At 70.3% G+C, this 18433-nt stretch carries 15 protein-coding genes and 1 pseudogene; 10 read left to right on the top strand and 6 right to left on the bottom strand.

Annotation, left to right across the window (positions count from 1 at the left end; genetic code table 11):
* Positions 1-11: 11 nt before the first annotated feature.
* The 3 genes from AB0K15_RS11825 (at position 12) to AB0K15_RS11815 (ending at position 2670) form a co-directional block, all read left to right on the top strand.
* A complete protein-coding gene (locus AB0K15_RS11825; protein WP_364048519.1) occupies positions 12-839 on the top strand; it encodes a M55 family metallopeptidase in 828 nt (275 codons plus the stop codon).
* Positions 832-2139 (top strand): M20/M25/M40 family metallo-hydrolase, encoded by a 1308-nt coding sequence (locus AB0K15_RS11820; protein WP_364048517.1) that lies wholly within the window; start codon positions 832-834, stop codon positions 2137-2139. Before AB0K15_RS11825 ends, AB0K15_RS11820 begins: the two co-directional genes overlap by 8 nt.
* 207 nt (positions 2140-2346) lie before the next feature.
* On the top strand, positions 2347-2670 hold the full coding sequence (locus tag AB0K15_RS11815; protein WP_364048515.1) for a hypothetical protein: 324 nt from the start codon (positions 2347-2349) through the stop codon (positions 2668-2670).
* A gap of 236 nt (positions 2671-2906) precedes the next feature.
* Here AB0K15_RS11815 and AB0K15_RS11810 read toward each other — a convergent pair.
* The 4 genes and pseudogenes from AB0K15_RS11810 to AB0K15_RS11795 all read right to left on the bottom strand — a co-directional run.
* Positions 2907-2996, bottom strand: a pseudogene (locus AB0K15_RS11810) (hypothetical protein); the annotation flags it as partial.
* A 340-nt stretch (positions 2997-3336) separates the two neighbouring features.
* Positions 3337-3987 (bottom strand): hypothetical protein, encoded by a 651-nt coding sequence (locus AB0K15_RS11805; protein ID WP_364048513.1) that lies wholly within the window; start codon positions 3985-3987, stop codon positions 3337-3339.
* A gap of 25 nt (positions 3988-4012) precedes the next feature.
* Entirely contained in the window at positions 4013-4351 is a 339-nt protein-coding gene (locus AB0K15_RS11800; protein WP_364048511.1) for a hypothetical protein, read from the bottom strand.
* A gap of 1 nt (position 4352) precedes the next feature.
* A complete protein-coding gene (locus AB0K15_RS11795) occupies positions 4353-5024 on the bottom strand; it encodes a class I SAM-dependent methyltransferase (protein WP_364048509.1) in 672 nt (223 codons plus the stop codon).
* A 126-nt stretch (positions 5025-5150) separates the two neighbouring features.
* Between AB0K15_RS11795 and AB0K15_RS11790 the strand changes: the two genes are divergently transcribed.
* From AB0K15_RS11790 to AB0K15_RS11775, 4 genes are all read left to right on the top strand, one after another.
* Positions 5151-5552, top strand: a complete 402-nt coding sequence (locus AB0K15_RS11790) for a hypothetical protein (protein ID WP_364048507.1) — start codon at positions 5151-5153, stop codon at positions 5550-5552.
* A 175-nt stretch (positions 5553-5727) separates the two neighbouring features.
* Entirely contained in the window at positions 5728-10035 is a 4308-nt protein-coding gene (locus AB0K15_RS11785) for a GH92 family glycosyl hydrolase (RefSeq protein WP_364048505.1), read from the top strand.
* 128 nt (positions 10036-10163) lie between these two features.
* Complete coding sequence (locus tag AB0K15_RS11780; protein WP_364048503.1) at positions 10164-13307, top strand: GH92 family glycosyl hydrolase; 3144 nt, start codon at positions 10164-10166, stop codon at positions 13305-13307.
* Complete coding sequence (locus AB0K15_RS11775) at positions 13304-15409, top strand: FUSC family protein (RefSeq protein ID WP_364048501.1); 2106 nt, start codon at positions 13304-13306, stop codon at positions 15407-15409. Before AB0K15_RS11780 ends, AB0K15_RS11775 begins: the two co-directional genes overlap by 4 nt.
* Here the strand turns inward: AB0K15_RS11775 and AB0K15_RS11770 are convergent.
* A complete protein-coding gene (locus AB0K15_RS11770; protein WP_364048499.1) occupies positions 15393-15764 on the bottom strand; it encodes a VOC family protein in 372 nt (123 codons plus the stop codon). The two genes, AB0K15_RS11775 and AB0K15_RS11770, sit on opposite strands and share 17 nt — an antisense overlap.
* Positions 15764-16162 carry a nuclear transport factor 2 family protein gene (locus AB0K15_RS11765; protein WP_364048497.1) on the bottom strand — a complete coding sequence of 133 codons (399 nt, stop codon included), beginning with the start codon at positions 16160-16162 and terminating at the stop codon, positions 15764-15766. The genes AB0K15_RS11770 and AB0K15_RS11765 overlap by 1 nt, the downstream gene beginning before the upstream one ends.
* A gap of 106 nt (positions 16163-16268) precedes the next feature.
* Here AB0K15_RS11765 and AB0K15_RS11760 point away from each other — a divergent pair, with 106 nt between their 5' ends.
* From AB0K15_RS11760 to AB0K15_RS11750, 3 genes are all read left to right on the top strand, one after another.
* Positions 16269-16709 (top strand): MarR family winged helix-turn-helix transcriptional regulator, encoded by a 441-nt coding sequence (locus AB0K15_RS11760; RefSeq protein ID WP_364048495.1) that lies wholly within the window; start codon positions 16269-16271, stop codon positions 16707-16709.
* A gap of 81 nt (positions 16710-16790) precedes the next feature.
* Positions 16791-17780, top strand: coding sequence for a malate dehydrogenase (locus tag AB0K15_RS11755; protein WP_364048493.1), 990 nt, complete (start codon positions 16791-16793; stop codon positions 17778-17780).
* 3 nt (positions 17781-17783) lie between these two features.
* A complete protein-coding gene (locus tag AB0K15_RS11750) occupies positions 17784-18377 on the top strand; it encodes an AAA family ATPase (RefSeq protein ID WP_364048491.1) in 594 nt (197 codons plus the stop codon).
* Positions 18378-18433 lie beyond the last annotated feature (56 nt).

The raw sequence follows: 18433 nt of genomic DNA, 5'->3' as shown, positions 1-18433 counted from the left end.
AGAGTGCCCGCATGCGGATCATGGTCTCGGCGGACATGGAGGGCGCCACGGGCGTCACGTGGACCGACGACGTCGTGCCCGGCACCGAGCCCTGGCAGCGGTTCCGGCGGTTGTTCACCGGTGACGTCAACGCGGTGCTGGCGGGGTTGTTCGAAGCCGGCGCGTCCGACGTCCTGGTGAACGAGGCGCATTCGTCGCAGCGGAACCTGTTGCTGGAGGAGCTGGACCCGCGGGCGCGGATGCTCACGGGGCGCCACAAGCCGTTGTCGATGATGCAGGGCATCGATTCCGGTGTGGACGGTGTGGTGTTCCTCGGTTACCACGCGGGCGCCGGGTTCGACGGGGTGCTGTCGCACACGTACCTGGAGAACCAGATCACCGGGGTGTGGCTGGACGACGTGCCCGCGAGCGAGGGCCGGCTCAACGCGGCGCTGGCCGCCGAGTACGGCGTGCCGGTGCTGCTGGTCAGCGGTGACGACCAGGCGTGCGAGGACGCACGTGACTACGCTCCGGAGGCGGAGCTGGTGCCGGTGAAGGAGTGTGTGAGCCGGTACGCGGCGATCTGCCTGCCGCCGGCGCGCACCTCGGAGCTGCTGACCGCGGCGGCGCTGGACTCGTGCGGGCGGGCCGGCCGGGTGGAGCGGCTGCCGGGGCGGCACCGGATCGAGGTGGAGTTCGACGCGAGCCACCTGGCGCAGGCGACGGCGGTGATCCCGACGGTGGAGCAGATCGGTACCCGCCGCGTGGGGTTCGACGCGCCGAGCATGACCGAGGCGATGAAGGCGTTCAAGGTGGTCACGGCCATCGCGGCGGGGGCGGTGCAGGGTATCTATGGCTGACCTGGCTGATCCCGTCGAGCTCTGCGCCGAGCTGATCCGGTTCGACACGACCAACCGCGGTGGCGGGGACTCCGAAGGCGAGCGGGAGGCGGCGGAGTACGTCGCGGAATTCCTGGGGCGCCACGGGGTTTCGGCGAAGATCGTGGAGTCGGCACCGCGGCGGGCGAACGTGATCGCGCGGATCCCGGGCGCCGACCCGGAGTTGCCGGCGCTGCTGGTGCAGGGACACCTGGACGTGGTGCCGGCGGACGCGGCGGACTGGTCGGTGCCGCCGTTTTCCGGTGAGGTGCGCGACGGGTTCCTGTGGGGCCGCGGCGCGGTGGACATGAAGGACTTCTGCGCGATGGTGCTGGCCGCCGTCGCGTCGGGGCTGCGGCCGCGCCGGGATCTGGTGCTGGCGTTCGTGGCGGACGAGGAGGACAAGGGCGACTTCGGGGCGCACTGGCTGGTCGAGCGGCACCCGGAGCTGTTCGAGGGGTGCGTCGCGGCGATCAGCGAGTCGGGCGGCTACAGCTACCACGTGCCGGCGGCCGACGGGCGCGCCGTGCGGCTGTACCCGGTCGGCACGGCCGAGCGCGGCACCGCGCACATCAAGCTCACGGCTCGCGGCCGGGCGGGGCACGGTTCGCGGCCCAACGACGAGAACGCCGTGACGATGCTCGCCGACGCGCTGCACCGGATCGCCGGGCACCGCTGGCCGGTGCGGCTGACCCCGACCGTGCGGGCGTTCCTGGAGCGCACGGGTGCGGCTCTGGGTGTGCCCGTGGACCTTTCCTCGGGTGACGCGGTGGACGCGACGGTGGCGCGGCTCGGCCCGGCGGGTTCGCTGGTGGTGCCGACGGTCCGCAACAGCACCACCCCCACGATGCTGTCCGCCGGCTACAAGGTGAACGTGATCCCGTCGACCGCGACGGCCCAAGTGGACGTGCGCGTGCTGCCGGACGCCGAGGACGAGCTGTTCGAGGTCCTCGACTCACTGCTCGGCCCCGGGGTGACACGCGAGTTCGTGGCGCACCAGCCACCCGTGCAGGCGCCGGTGGACTCGCCGTGGTTCGACGCCATGGCCGCCGCATTGCGCGCCGAGGACCCCGACGCCGTGGTGGTGCCGTACTGCATGGGCGGCGGCACGGACGCGAAGGCGTTTTCCAAGCTGGGCATGGCGTGTTACGGCTTCGCTCCCCTGTCGCTGCCGGAGGGCTTCCCCTACCGCGCCATGGCGCACGGCGTCGACGAACGCGTGCCGGTCGACGGGCTGCGGTTCGGGACGCGGGTGCTGAAGCGGTTCCTGGAGTCTTGCTAGGCCGTGTTGCCAAAGGAAGCTGGTGAACCGGGTGAATCCCGTACTTCGGCGCCGAGCAGCGTCGTTCCCGGCACGGGCCACGCCTCCGGCCTGCGACGGTGCGGCCTCGTGGTGTCCGTCTCGCTGCGTAAAGTGTTGGCTCGGATGCCCGTCTGTGATGGCTACGCGCACACTCACGGTTTCCCGTTCGACCCGAAGGACTGAGCCGTGCCCGACCGACCGGAGATTGTCTGCATCTGCGGCTCTACCCGGTTCGTCGACGAGATGAGCGCGGCGAACCGTGATCTGACCTTCGCAGGTGTCATCGTCGTCGCGCCAGGCGTCTTCCTGCGCGCCGAGGATCACGAAGCAGGCGAGTTGATCACCAACGAGCAGAAGACCGCGCTGGACGCCCTCCACCTGTGCAAGATCGACCTGGCTGACCGGGTCCTGGTCGTCAACCCAGGCGGGTACATCGGCGAGTCCACGAGCAGGGAGATCGCATACGCCCATGCCACCGGCAAGCCGATCTCGTTCACCGATCCCTTCTGACCAGCAGACGCTTCGTGGTGCGCGCGGCAACGAGTCTCGGTCAGCCTTGGAGCGTGTTGCCAGAGGGTCTTCGAATTCGTCGGGTGCAGCGTTGTGCTTGTGTCGCGTGACGTGATCTCGGACGAGACGTGGGCCATGCTCGGGCCGTTGTTCCCGGGCCTGACGGCCACGGGCCGCCCGTCAGCGTGACGCCGTAGCCCTACGCCAGGGTCTTCTTGAAGAAGACGGCCGAGTCTTCATAGCCGAGTGCGAGGTAGGCCGCTCTCGCGGGCCCAGTTGTCGGCGTAGCCCATGAGTTGTCGGCCGACGTCGGACCTGCGGTGGCGCTCGTCGACCCATCACTTCCTCGACCCATACGACCGGACCGTTGGTACGGAAGGTCAGGTGGCAGTTGGGCAGCAGGTGGCCCACGACCGACCCGACCCGACTCGGCGACAGCGACCAGCGTGCCGGGCGCCTCTCCGGGCCTCTGCCAGGTCACGTCGAATGCTCCGCGTTCCGGAGCGAACAACGTCGCGAAGTCGCGGGCCAAGGGGCGAGACCTGATCGGCGTCTCCCGGCTGCGCGGGGCGGATTCAGGCATCGCCGCAGTCTTCCGGGCGCTCACGCGTGCGGCAAGGCTTCAGCAACACGCCCCAGGGGTGGTTGTCCCCCGGCGTTGTGCGATCAGCCGGTCCACTGGGCGCAGTACTCGATGTGGAGTTCGCGGGCGTGGGCCAGGACGCCGTCGCCCACGTGCAGCTCTGTGCAGTAGTGCGGGTGGTCCGAGGCTGCGACGAACGCCGGCCCGTTCCTGGCGAGGTCGAGGAAGCGCCCGGCGGTCTCTCGGAACACCTTCGCGCTGCCGGTCATGAACAGTGTCTCGGCGTGCACGTCCTGGTGGAACTTGTCGCGGTTGTCCCGGTAGTGGCGGGCCGCGTGGTCGACGGCCATCTCGTCGGCGTGGTCCGTCTCGGGCACGGTGGCGGTCTGCGGCCGGCCGGGGCCGAGCCGTTGTCGCACTTGCTTCCATCGCGCCGGGGCGAACTGCAAGGAGTGGTGCAGGAGCACCAGGTCGAGTCGGGGGCTGGTGGTGCCAGGTGAGTTGCAGACCGGCGGGAGGTTGGCCCGGATCGGCACGTGGATCAGTGAGCGTGGTGAGCGGGCGGCGAGCATCCACAGCCCGGCGATCACGAGGGCGGCGTCCTGGTCGAGGTAGGCGGCCAGGTGCCAGTCGCGGTCGGTGAGCAGCGCGCGTGCCAAGGGCCGGGCGGGCCGGATGACCCTGAACTCGTCGGGGCCGAGGCGGGCGTGGTGGACGGTGACGGGAAACTTCATCGGGGCGCGGTGGCTGTGCGGGACGCTAGGCGCGCCAGGCGCCCGGCAGGTTCTGCGGGTGCGTACGGTCCAGTTCCGCCTCGAGGACGGCTTGGCGCTGTTCGGCGGCTTCGGCGCTCGGGAGGCCGAGGCGGTCGGCGATGCGCTCCCAGGACCAGCCGCGGCGGCGGGCCTGGTTGATGAACTCCGGTTCGGACTGGTCGACGATCCGGCGGCTGATGACGACTTCGCGGCCCCACGCGTCGAGCACGTCGTCGGGGACCTCGTGGCCCAGCTGGGCGGCCATGAGCAGCGCGGAGAGCACCTCGGTGGGCGGCAGGTCCGGGAGGTGCTCGGCGAACCAGCGTTCGAGGATCGGGTTCACGTCACGCCTCCCGGGTGAACCGGGCCCACCAGCGGCTGCCGTCGCGGACGCGGTCCACGGTGGTGGCTTTGACGCCGTCGCGGGCGAAGGAGTCGAGCTCGGCGCGGTTGAGGGGCCAGGGTGGTCCGGACCAGGTCGCGAGGTCGATGCTCTCCTCGGCGAAGGCGCCGACGACGAGCGTGCCGCCTGGTGCGAGGAAGCCGGCGACGGACGCGATCGCCGCGTCGCGCACGGACTTCGGCATGGACTGCACGGTGAGGATCTCGACGACGACATCGAAGGCGTGGTGCCATTCGGCGGGCGGGTCGAGCAGGTCCGCGGTGCGGTAGGAGACGCGGGTGTCGGGGAAGCGATTGAGCACGGCCTTGATCGCGCTGGGTGAGACGTCGAACGCCGAGGTCGCGTAGCCGGCGTCGGCGAGCAGTTCCGCGTCGTCGCCCATGCCGCACCCGACGACCAGCGCGCTGCGGCCGTCGCCGGGGTTCGCCGCTGCCCAGGCCGCGAGCTCGGGGCCCGGCTCGCCGCGGTACCAGGGCACGACGGCCTCCCCGGCTTCGGCCGCGGCGTACAGGGGTTCGAACCACCCTGTCGGGTCACCGGCGGCCAGCGCGGCCTCGGCGCGGCGGCGCGCGGCGTCGTCGGCCGCCGCCTGGTCGATCGCTTCAGGGGGCATGCTCCCCTTATACCGGCGGCGGCCATCCGGTGTGCGGGGTTTCCGGATGTGCCACCCGCCCGCGCAAGGCTCCCTGGTGTGAATCCGGTGACGGCCCGACTGTGCGGCTGCGGTTCACTGATCGCCATGAACCGACTGCCCGACCTCCAGACCAGCCTGCTGATCCGCACGGACTTCGCCGATCCGGCGGGTTGGGACGCGGTCCGCATCGCCGTGACGACCCCGATTGAAGAGGATTTCCTGCCGGACCTGCACGTGGTCGACGACCCGGCGTACCGCGACGCGACCGCGGACCAGTTGGTCGCGCTGGCGCCGGAGTGGGCGCTGCTGGTGCTGGCGGACCGGACGGCGCTCGCGTCGGCGGAGCTGCCGTTGCTGGTGGTCCGGGTAAGCCCTCGCGGGAATGGGCGGCTGCGGGTGGCCGCGGAGCACCTGTACTCGATCGAGAACAACATTTCGCTGGCCAACATGGATTGGGAGGAGTTCACGTCGGCGGCGGACGAGGACGGGGTGTTCCGCGGGTTCTGAGGCGCCCGGCGACCGGATGCGCCAGCGGGTACGTCCGGCCTTGTCCGTTTCCGGTCAGGTTTGGCCGCCGGATCTTGACATCGATGTCACACACGGGTTTCCCTTCCGTAGCGCCGCCGCCGGGAGGGTTCCTGTGCGGGCGCGCCCGACCCGCCCCGACAAGCTGGGAGCAACGATGCCCCGAAGCGCCAGATCCGTCCGCGCCGCGCTGGTCGCGGTCGTGGCGGCGGCCGGACTGGTCGCCGTGCCGGCGACCTCGACCGCCGCGGCGGACGCCCCTCCGCCGGATTTCTCGTCCTCGTTCGAGCCGTCCGATCCGCAGCCGACGTGGCAGGACACCGTTGACACCGATGCCGCGGGGCAGCCGCGGACGTCGGGGGTCAACGGCGCGAACGGGGCCACGATCCCGGGTGACATCCGGGGCAAGGTGACCGAGACCAGCGCGAGCAGCGAGAACACCGACGGTGGTGAGGTCTCGCCGAACCTGGTCGACGGCACCACGGACACGAAGTGGCTTTCGTGGGATCCCACGGCGTGGGCGCAGGTGACGTTGTCGGAGCCGGTGGCGATCACGCACTACGCGATCAGCTCGGCCAACGACTTCCCGGGCCGCGACCCGCAGGACTGGACGCTGCAGGGGTCGAACGACGCGCAGCAGTGGACGGACCTGGACAAGCAGTCGGGCCAGTCGTTCGACGCGCGGTTCCAGACGAACCAGTACAAGCTGGCGGCGCCGAGCGCGGCCTACCGCTACTACCGCCTCGACGTGACCCGCAACCACGGTGACGCCATCCTGCAGATGTCGGAGCTGCTGCTGGCCAACGACGACGCCCCGCCGCCGCCGTTGCCGAACATGCGCAGCTTCGTCGACTCCGGGCCCACCAGCGGGTACACGAACAAGAACCGCGTGGGCTTCACGGGCAAGAAGGCGTTCCGCTACGCCGGCACGCAGACCGCCGCCGGGCACGGCTACTCCTACAACAAGGTGTTCGACGTGAACCTGCCGGTGGTCCCGACCACCGAGCTGTCCTACAAGGTGCAGCCGCAGTTCACGGGCAACGACCTGAAGTACCCGAGCACGAACGTCGCGATCGACCTGGCGTTCACCGACGGCACGTACCTGTCGGGGCTGGGGGCGACGGACCAGTACGGGTTCCCGCTCACGCCGCAGGGCCAGGGCGCGAGCAAGATCCTCTACGCCAACCAGTGGAACCTGGTGCGTTCGGCGATCGGCACGGTCGCCGCGGGCAAGACGATCGACCGGATCCTCGTCGGCTACGACAACCCGAACGGGCCGGGCGCGTTCCAGGGCTGGCTCGACGACGTGAAGATCTCGGCGACCCCGACGCCGCCGGCGAGCCAGCGCCCGAGCGACAACGTGCTGACCACGCGCGGCACGATGGCCAACGGCACGTTCTCCCGGGGCAACAACTTCCCGGCCACGGCGGTGCCGCACGGGTTCAACTTCTGGACGCCGGTCACCGACGCGGGTTCGGACAGCTGGCTGTACAACTACTCGACGCAGAACAACGCGGACAACCGGCCGCAGCTGCAGGCGTTCTCGGCGAGCCACGAGCCGAGCCCGTGGATGGGTGACCGGCAGAGCTTCCAGGTGATGCCGTCGGCGGCGGCCGGGGTGCCGGACGCGAACCGCGACGCGCGGGCGCTGTCGTTCTCCCACGACAACGAGGTCGCGCGGGCGCACTACTACGGCGTGACGTTCGACAACGGGATCAAGACGGAGATCGCGCCGACCGACCACGCGGCGGTCATGCGGTTCTCCTTCCCGGGCAACGACTCGAGCCTGATCTTCGACAACGTCAACAACTCGGGCGGGCTCACGCTCGACCCGGCCACCGGCACGCTGACCGGGTACTCGGACGCGAAGAGCGGGCTGTCGGCGGGTGCGGGGCGGATGTTCGTCTACGCGAGCTTCGACAAGCCGGTGACCGCCGGGGCGAAGCTGACCGGCCAGGGCCGTGACAACGTCACGGGCTACCTGCGCTTCGCCGCGGGCGCAGACAAGACGGTGACGATGCGGATCGCGACGTCGCTGATCAGCGTGGAGCAGGCGAAGAAGAACCTCGAGCAGGAGATCGCCCCGACGGCCACGTTCGACTCCGTGCGCGACGCCGCGCAGCAGGCCTGGGACAAGCAGCTGCGGGTGATCGAGGTGCAGGGCGCGTCGAAGGACCAGCTGGAGACGCTGTACTCGAACCTCTACCGGCTGTTCCTGTACCCGAACGAGGCGTTCGAGAACACCGGCACGCCGCAGGCCCCGGTGTACAAGTACGCCAGCCCGGTGGCGGCGAAGACGGGTGCGGACACCGCGACGCTGACCGGGTCGAAGGTCGTCGACGGCCAGATCTACGTCAACAACGGGTTCTGGGACACCTACCGCACCACGTGGCCGGCGTATTCGCTGCTCACGCCCGACATGGCCGGGAAGATGGTCGACGGGTTCGTGCAGCAGTACCGCGACTCGGGCTGGATCGCGCGCTGGTCCTCCCCCGGTTACGCGGACCTGATGACGGGCACGAGCTCCGACGTCGCGTTCGCCGACGCCTACCTCAAGGGCGTGACGAACTTCGACGTGAAGTCGGCCTACGACGCGGCGCTGAAGAACGCCACGGTGACGCCGCCGAACTCGGCGGTGGGCCGCAAGGGGCTGGACCAGTCGATCTTCCTCGGCTACACGCCCAACACCACGGGTGAGGGCTTCTCGTGGGCGATCGAGGGCTACGTCAACGACTTCGGCATCGCGAACCTGTCGAAGAAGCTTTACGACGAGGCGCCGGCGAGCGACCCGCGCAAGGCGGAGTACCTGGAGAACTACCAGTACTTCACCAGCCGCGCGCAGCAGTACGTGAACCTGTTCGACCCGAGCATCGGGTTCTTCCAGGGCAAGGACGGAGGAGGCAAGTTCACCAAGACGGCCGACCAGTACGACCCGCGGGTGTGGGGCGGGGACTACACGGAGACCGACGGCTGGAACATGGCGTTCACCGTGCCGCAGGACGGGCAGGGGCTGGCGAACCTCTACGGCGGCAAGGACAAGCTGGCGCAGAAGCTGGACCAGTTCTTCGCCGACCAGGAGACGGCGACGTTCCCGGGCACCTACGGCGGCGCGATCCACGAGATGCGGGAGGCCCGCGACGTGCGGATGGGCCAGTACGGCCACTCCAACCAGCCCTCGCACCACCTGCTCTACATGTACGACTACGCGGGTCAGCCGTCGAAGACGCAGGCCAAGGTGCGGGAGGCGCTCTCGCGGCTGTACTCGGGCAGCGAGCTGGGCCAGGGTTACGCGGGCGACGAGGACAACGGCGAGATGTCCGCGTGGTACGTGTTCGGCGCGCTGGGTTTCTACCCGTTGCAGATGGGCAGCCCGAACTACGCGATCGGGTCGCCGCTGTTCACCAAGGCGACGCTGCACCTGCCGGGTGGTGACGTGGTGATCAACGCGCCGAAGAACTCGGCGAAGAACGTCTACGTGCAGGGCCTGAAGATCAACGGCAAGGCCTGGACGTCGACGTCGCTGCCGCAGGACGTGCTCTCCCACGGGGCGACGCTCGACTTCGACATGGGCCCGAACCCCTCGGCCTGGGGCACGGGCGCGAACGACGCGCCGAAGTCGATCACCACGGGCGACGCGGTGCCGACGCCGCTGCACGACGAGACCGGCGCCGGCAAGGGCATGCTGTCCACTTCGGACGGTTCGAACGCGGCGGCGCTGATCGACAACTCCTCGCGCACCGAGGCGAAGGTGACCGGCGCGGTGACGTACCAGCTGAACTCGACGGACGAGGCGGTCACGCACTACACGCTGACCTCGCCGAAGGGCGCGGGTGACCCGAAGAGCTGGAAGCTCGAGGGTTCCTACGACGGGAAGACGTGGGCGGTCGCCGACCAGCAGACCGGCCAGACGTTCCCGTGGCGGCAGCAGACGCGCGCGTTCGCGGTGGCCAACCCGGCGCACTACGCCTACTACCGGCTCACGGTGACCGACAGCGCCGGTGGTCCGGCGTCGCTGGCGGAGTTCGAGCTGCTGGGCCGGCCGGACGCGTCGTGCACGAAGACACTGACGGGGGCGCAGAAGGGTCCGCTGACGGTGTCGAGCGGCACGGTGTGCCTCCAAGACGCGACGGTGTCCGGTCCGGTGACCGTCTCGGCCGGTGCGTCGCTGGTTGTGCGGGGCGGGTCGATCTCGGGTCCGCTCGCCGCGACGGGTGCGGCGCAGGTGGTGCTGAACCGCACGAAGGTGTCGGGTCCGGTGGCGATCACGGGCACGACCGGGGCCGTCTCGGTCGAGCTGACCGACATCGGCGGCCCGGCGACGTTCACGGGCAACCACGGGCCGGTGCTGGCCGGCAGCACCGTGGGCGGGCCGCTGGCCTGCACGGGCAACACGCCCGCCCCGACCGACCACGACGTCGCCAACACCGTCCGCGGCCCGGCCGCGGGCCAGTGCGCGAAGCTGTAGCCGGCTGACGTAGCCGTGGGGTCTCTTTCCGATGCGGAAAGGGGCCCCACGGTCGTTTCCGGGGCCGGGCGGCGTCAAGATCATGTCCGTGGTGGGCCGGCGGGCGCCCGAACGGCTACCGTGTGCGCGTGACCAGCGCCGGGTTCTTCTCATCGTTCGAGGCGGGTGACCCGCAGCCGGTCGCCTCCGGTGTCCGCGTGGACAGCGGCCCCGACCGGTCCCCCACCGCGAAGACGGGCGTGGGGTTCACCGGCGTGCGCGCGCTGCGTTACAGCGGCGTGGGGCGGGTGGTGCTGTTCGAGACCGACGTCGAGGTCACCGCCCACAGTGCACTGTCCTACGTGGTCTTCCCGGCCTCGGACGCGGCGGTCCCTTCCTACCGCAGCACGTTCGTCGCACTGGACGTGGAGTTCGACGACGGCATCAGCGCCGGGTTCTCCGCCACCCAGCAGGGGCACGCGAAGACGCTGCTGGTGGACCAGTGGAACCTCGTGCGCCGCCCGCTCGGCGCGTTCGCCGGGCGCCGCGTGCGGCGGATCATGCTGCTCACCGACGCGCCGGGCGGGCGCGACGTCAAAGGCTGGCTCGACGACGTGCGGATCGGCGAGCACCACCCGCGCACCGGCGACCCGGTCGACCACGTCCGCACCACGCGGGGCACGCACTCCGGGTTCGACTTCTCCCGCGGCAACACGTTCCCGGCCACGGCCGTGCCGCACGGCTTCAACTTCTGGACCCCGGTCACCGACGCGCGCTCGCTCGACTGGTTCTACTCCTACCACCGGCACAACACGGCGGCGAACGAGCCGGCGCTGCAGGCGTTCGCGGTGAGCCACCAGCCGAGCCCGTGGATGGGCGACCGCCACACCTTCCACCTCATGCCCGGCACCGGTCCCGTCGAAACCGACCACCGGCGCCGCGCCCTGACGTTCTCCCACGAGGACGAGACCGACCGGCCGCACCACTACGGCGTCCGGTTCGGCACCGGGGTCACGGCGGAGCTCGCCCCGACTGACCACGCGGCGATGTTCCGCTTCACCTTCCCCGACGGCGCCGGCTGGGTGGTCTTCGACAACGCCCGCAACCGCGGCGGCCTGCGCGTGCACCCGTCGACCGGGGTGGTCACCGGGCACACGTGGGTGCGCAGCCGCCTGTCCACGGGTGCCCGGCGGATGTTCGTCTACGCCCAGGCCGACGTGCCCGCCTCCGGCGGAGGCCGCGGCTCGTTCTGGCGCCGGGTGACCGGGCACCTCGAGTTCGCCGCGCCGGAGGTGACACTGCGGATCGCGACGTCGCTGATCAGCCTCGCGCAGGCGCGGCGCAACCTGGAGCTGGAGATCCCGGCCGGCACCACGTTCGACGAGGTCCGCGATCGCGCGCGGGAGCAGTGGCAGGACGTGCTGGGCCGCATCGAGCTCGACGGCGCGAGCGAGGACGAGCTCGCCACGTTCTCCTCGAACCTCTACCGGCTCTACCTCTACCCGAACCGAGCGCACGAGAACACACCCGACGGCATCCGCCACGCCAGCCCCGTCGCCCGCGGCCGCGCGTTCAGCACCCGCAAGCGCACCGGCGCGAAAATCGTCGACGGCGAGCTGTACGTCAACAACGGCTTCTGGGACACCTACCGCACCACCTGGCCCGCCTACGCACTGCTCACCCCCGAGCGCTGTGGCCGGATGATCGACGGCTTCGTGCAGCAATACCGCGAAGGCGGCTGGATCGCCCGCTGGTCCTCCCCCGGCTACGCCGACCTCATGACCGGCACCAGCTCCGACGTCGCCTTCGCCGACGCCTATCTCAAAGGTGTCCGCAACTTCGACGTCGAGTCCGCCTACGACGCCGCCCTGAAAAACGCGACCGTCGCCCCGCCGCGCGCCGGCGTGGGCCGCAAAGGCCTCGACACCTCACCGTTCCTCGGCTACACCCCGACCTCGACCCGCGAAGGCCTGTCCTGGGCGCTGGAAGGCTGCCTCAACGACTTCGGCCTCGCCAACCTCGCCGACGCGCTCGCCCGCGAAAGCGAAGGTCCCCGCGCGCGCCGCCGCGCCGACAACGCCGCCTACCTGCGCCAGCGCGCCCAGCACTACGTGCACCACTTCGACCCGCGCATCGGCTTCTTCCAGGGCCGCACCCCCGACGGCGGCCGCCACTTCCCCGCACGGGGCTACGACCCCGAAGCGTGGGGCGGCGACTTCGTGGAGACCAACGCGTGGAACACCGCGTTCTCGGTACCCCACGACGGGCCCGGACTCGCCGCCCTGCACGGCGGCGCCGCCGGCCTCGAAGCCAAGCTCGACACGTTCTTCACCACCCCCGAGACCGGCCGCAAACCCGGCTCCTACGGCGGCCTCATCCACGAGATGACCGAGGCCCGCGACGTACGCATGGGCCAGTACGGCCACTCCAACCAGCCCTCGCACCACATCCCGTTCGTCTACGCCTTCGCCGGCGCGCCAGCCAAGCTGCAGCGCACCGTCCGCGAGGTCCTGCGCCGCCTCTACCTCGGCAGCGAGCTCGGCCAGGGCTACCCCGGCGACGAGGACAACGGCGAGATGTCCGCCTGGTACGTCTTCGCCGCGCTCGGCCTGTACCCCCTCACGGTCGGCACCCCGCGGTATGTCGTGTGCGCGCCACTGTTCCGCCAGGCCACCGTGCACCTGGAGAACGGCCACGACCTCGTGATCCGCGCCCCCGGTGCCTCCGCCTCGGGGGACGCGGTGGACACGCCCTACGTCCACGGCCTGACCATCGACGGCACCCCGCACCACTCCGCGACGATCTCCCACGCCGTGCTCGCCCGCGGCGCCGTGCTGGAGTTCGACGTCCGCGCCGAACCCGGCACCTGGGGCACCGAACCCGTCACGCCGGTGAAACCCGCCCCGCTGACCGACCTCGTCGGCACCGCCTACAGCCCCGACGGTCCCGCCGCGCTCCTCGTCGACGACACCAGCCGCACCGAAGCCACCTTCACCACCCGCACCCCCGTGGTCGAGTTCTCCGTGCACGGCAACCCCCGCGAAGTCACGATGTACACGCTCACTTCGGGCAGCCGCGACGGCGACCCGACCGCGTGGGTACTGGAAGGCTCCGCCGACGGCCGCCGCTGGCACGTGCTCGACCGCCGCGACGACGAGCTGTTCCGCTGGCGCCGCCAGACCCGCCCCTTCGTCCTCGACAGCCCCGCAGCCTGCGCGCACTACCGTTTGCGTGTCACGGCAGCGAACCGCCGCCGCGTCACCCTCGCCCAGTGGGAGCTGCTCGCCCGATGATCGCCGACCTCCGCGACGCCACCCTCGACCGGCTGGCGGCAGCCGATCCCGGCCTCGTCCGCCTGCGGCTGGCCGGCTCCGCCGTGCTGGGCATCATCCTCGCCATCCTCGCGCTGCAGCCCTTGCACTTCCCGCTCACCACGTCACTCGTCGCCGCCATCGCCGCGATGATGAGCGCGTTCACCGTCAACGACCCCACCAGCGGCGGCCAAGCCGTCACGCTCTGCCTCGCGGCCGTCGTCGGCGCCTGCTCCATCACCCTCGCCACCATCGGCGCCGCCTACCCGCCACTCGACAGCATCGTCTTCGTGCTGCTGATCTTCGTCGCCGTCTACGTACAGCGCTTCGGCCCCCGCGGCACCGCCCTGGGCTCCATGACGTTCTTCCTGTTCTTCTTCCCCATGTTCCTGCAGGCCCACCTGGCCCAGGCCCCGCAGCTGCTCATCGCCATGGCCACCGGCATCGCCGCCAACGCCCTCGTGCGCTTCGTCCTGCTGCGCCGCAACGCCGAAACCGAGTTCATCCGCATCCGCCGCGCCTTCCGCGCCCGTGTCGCCGCCGCCGTGCGCGCCACCGAGGCCTACATCGCCTCCGCCGGCAGCGACCGCAGCAACCGCCAGATCCGCACCGCCCTCGCCCGCCTCCACGAATCCGTCCTCCTCATCGAGGACAACGCCCCCGACGTCGTCGACGCGCGCAACGCCGACCTCCTGCGCCGCCGCGCCATCGAAGTCGAGCTCGCCGTGCAGTGGCTCACCATCACCGTGCAACGCACCTGCTCCCACCCGCTCGCCCCCGGCGTCGCCGACGACCTCGTCGCCCGCCTGGCGAAGTTCCGGTCACTGATGGAACGCGACCCCCGCGAGCTGCCCCTGATCAGCGAGACCGGCGAATACAGCCGCATGCTCGTGGAAGGCAGCCGCATCGACGAGAAAGCCCACCCCGGCGACGGCGTCCGCCGCGCCATCGCGGAACTCGCCGTCGCCGACGACCGCGCCCAGCGCGTCGCCGGCCGCGAGGCCACAGTGGACTACTCCCTCGACGAAGACGACGACGAACCCGAACCCACCCGAGCGTTCGCCTACGACAACCAGACCCGCAGCGCCATCCAGGCCGTGATCGGCGGCGGGCTCGCCGTCCTCGCCGGCCAGCTCATCTCCCACCAACGCTGGTACTGGGCCGTCCTCACCGTCTTCGTGGTCTTCGTCGGCACCTCCAGCGCCGGCGCCCGCTTCGTCAAAGGCGTCCGCCGCACCGGCGGCACCCTCATCGGCATCGTCGGCGGCGTCGCCCTCGCCCTGCTCGTCAGCGGCAACACCATCGCGATCCTCGCGCTGATCATGGTCTGCGTCTTCGGCATGGTCTACATGTCGCGCGTCTCGCAGTTCCTCATGGCCTTCTTCGTCACCAGCATGCTCGGCCTGCTCTACAGCCTGCTCGGCACCTTCAGCATCGAAGTCCTCTGGATCCGCGTCGCCGAAACCACCGTCGGCGCCGCCGCCGGCCTGCTCGCCGCCCTCGTCATCGTCCCCGTCCGCACCCGCTCGGTGATGCTCGACGACATCGCCACCGTGCTCGACGAACTGCACGAGTTCGTCGAATCAGCCGACACCCTGCTGTCAGGCCGCGACAACGTGAACATCATCGAGATGTCCCGCGACCTCGACCGAGCCGTAGAACAGGTCCGCAAGACCATCGAACCCCTCACCCACCCCATCAACCTCCGCAGCGCACGACGCGACTACGGCTGGCACGTGCTCACCACCCTGGAAACCATCGCCTTCCGCGCCCGCCACGTCGCCGCCCGCGCCCAGCCCGGCCAGCTCGACGGACCCGTCGCCGACCGCCTCGACCTCTTCGCCGGCCGCGTGCTCGCCAACATCGACCTCGTCGGCGACGCCGTCCGCCACCCCAACACCACGCCCACGGACAAGCTCGTCCGCGACGACGGCACCCCCGTCGTCGACCGCATCGACGACTCCGAAACCCGCGCCGTCGTCTCCAGCTTCAGCCACCTCGACGAAGGCGTCATCGCGCTGGGCCGCGTGTTCAACGTCGACGCGACCCAGCCCGCACCGGCCGGCGCTAACCGGCCTTCGTGAGCAGCTCCATGTTGTGCCCGTCCGGATCGTCGAAGTAGAACCCGCGCCCGCCGAACATCCCGTTGATCCCCGTCGTGCGGTGCATCGGATCGGCGTAGATCGTCGTCCCCGACGCCCGGAGGCGCTCCAGCGCCGCGTCGAACTCCGCGTCGCTCACCAGGAACGCGTAGTGCTGCACGGCCACCGCGTCCGACTCGCCCACCTGCGCGAAATCCAGCGTCACCCCGTTGCCCAGCACCACCGGCAGGAACGGCGCGGTCTCCGCACCCACGCTCAACCCCAGCACCCCCGCGAGGAACTCCGCCGACGCGCTCCGATCCCGCGCCCAGACGATCGTGTGGTTCAGCTCGGCCATCACGCACCCCCGCGCGCGAACGCCGGCGGCGCACCGATCGGGCTCAGGTGCATCCCCGCCAGCAACCACCGGCCGTCCTCGCGCACCAGCACGTGCGTCGACCGGAACCGCCCGTCAACCGCGTTGCCCCGGTGTGTCGCCTCCTGCTCGTGCACGCCCACCGCGATCGCCGAGTCGCCGTGCTCGCGCACCTCGACCTCGCGCCAGTCCAGCCGGCGCGTGACGAGCCCGCCGCCTTCGTAGCGCTGCAGCCACTGGTCGCGGTTCAGCACGAAACCCAGCGGGCCGACCAAGGTGAAGTCCCCCGTGGTCATCCCGGCCAGCGTCGTGATGTCCCCGGCCGTCTCGGCCGCGACCCAGCGCTTCCCCAAATCGGTGATCTCTTCGGTGGTGCCCATGATCCCTCCCGTGGTCAGCGGAGCAGCTCGACGCGACAAACGTTAGAACTCAAATCGTTAGATGTCAAACGCTTAGTCTTCGATCAATCTGCGCTACGGTGCACCCGTGCCCCGACCAACCACTGCCCCCATCGGCGTCGTCCTCGCCCGCACCGCCAAAGCCGCGGGACAAGCCTTCGACCAGGCCCTCGCCGCCGTCGGCGGTTCCCAGCCCGTCTGGCAGATCCTCATCGCCCTCAAAACCCACCAGCACGCCAGCCAACGCGAGCTCGCCGACGCCGTCGGCATCCAAGGCGCCACCCTCACCCACCACCTCAACGGCATGGAAACCGCCGGCCTGCTCACCCGCACCCGCGACCCCGAAAACCGCCGCGTCCACCACGTCGAACTCACCGAGTACGGCGAAACCACCTTCCACCGACTCGCCGAAGCCGCCGTCGCCCACGACAACCGCATGCGCACCGGCCTCACCGACCACGAAATCGCGACCCTCGCCACACTCCTGGGCCGCCTCGCCGCCAACGTCACGACACCCACCGGAGAGTGACTGGACGCACCCGAACGAACGCAACCGCGAGTACTAGAGTCGCGGTACTAGCCAAAGTCGTCTCAAGCTGGAGAACCCGCTATGACCCAAGCCCCTGTCAACGTCACCGTCACCGGTGCGGCCGGCCAGATCGGCTACGCGCTGCTCTTCCGCATCGCGTCCGGTCAGCTCCTCGGCCCGGACACCCCGGTGAAGCTGCGGCTCCTCGAGATCCCGCAGGCGGTCAAGGCGGCTGAGGGCACCGCGATGGAGCTCGACGACGGCGCCTTCCCGCTCCTGTCCGGGATCGACATCTTCGACGACCCCAAGCAGGCGTTCTCCGGCACCAACATCGCCCTGCTCGTCGGCGCCCGCCCCCGCACCAAGGGCATGGAGCGCGGCGACCTGCTCGAGGCCAACGGTGGCATCTTCAAGCCCCAGGGCGAAGCCATCAACGCCGGCGCGGCCGACGACATCCGCGTCCTCGTGGTGGGCAACCCGGCCAACACCAACGCCCTCATCGCCAAGTCCCACGCGCCCGACGTCCCGGCCGACCGCTTCACCGCGATGACCCGCCTCGACCACAACCGCGCCCTCGCGCAGCTGTCGAAGAAGCTCGACGTCCCGGTCTCGGACATCAAGCGCCTGGCCATCTGGGGCAACCACTCGGCCACGCAGTACCCGATGATCACCCACGGCACCGTCGGCGGCAAGAACCTCGCCGAGGCCGTCAACGACCAGACCTGGGTCGAAGAGACCTTCATCCCCACCGTCGCCAAGCGCGGCGCGGCCATCATCGAGGCCCGCGGCCTCTCCTCCGCCGCCTCCGCCGCGTCGGCCGCCATCGACCACGTCTACACCTGGGTCAACGGCACCGACGAAGGCGACTGGACCTCCGCCGCGGTCGTCTCCGACGGCTCCTACGGCGTCCCCGAAGGCCTCATCTCGTCCTTCCCGGTCACCGCCAAGGACGGCAAGTACGAGATCGTCCAGGGCCTCGAGATCGACGACTTCTCCCGCGCCCGCATCGACGCCACCGTCGGCGAGCTCGCCGAGGAGCGCGACGCCGTGCAGAAGCTCGGCCTCATCTGAGTTGTGAGCACTGCTTCTTCTGAGGGCCGTCCCGGATCCGTCCGGGGCGGCCCTCGCCTCATCCACCTCAACGGCCCGTCGGGCATCGGCAAGTCCACCGTCGCCCGCCTCTACGCCGACCGTCATCCCGGTGTGCTCGACCTCGACACCGACCACGTCGTCTCCCTCATCGGCGGCTGGCGCGACAACTTCTTCGCCACGCTGCCCGTCGCGCGCCGCCTGGCCGTCACCATGGCGGAAACCCATCTGCGGTCGGGGTTCTCCGTCGTGATGCCCCAGCTGGCGACCCACGTGAACGAGGTATCCGGCTTCGAGGCCGCCGCGCGTGCCGCAGGAGCCCCGTATGTCGAGATCGCGCTGACCGCGCCGAAGCCGCACGCGCTCGACCGCTACTCGTCCCGCTCCAGCGACGGCGCACCGGCCCGCGACATCGACGAGATCATCACCCGGGCCGGCGGGCTGAAGCTGATCGACCGTGTCCACGACCACCTCGCGGCGTACCTGCGGCAGCGTCCGAAGTGCACTGTGGTCGACACGGAAAGCCTTGACGTGGAACAAACCTATGACACCGTGGTCGAGATCCTCTCCCGTCCGTAGCGTCTTTTGTTGCTGAGGTGAAATCTGGGCCGGGCCTGATTTTTACCATCTGGCCG

This window comes from Amycolatopsis sp. NPDC049253 (genome assembly GCF_040678995.1).
GTDB lineage: Bacteria > Actinomycetota > Actinomycetes > Mycobacteriales > Pseudonocardiaceae > Amycolatopsis.
The sequence above is the reverse complement of the archived record's forward strand: the minus strand, read 5'-3'. Positions and strand labels throughout refer to the sequence as shown.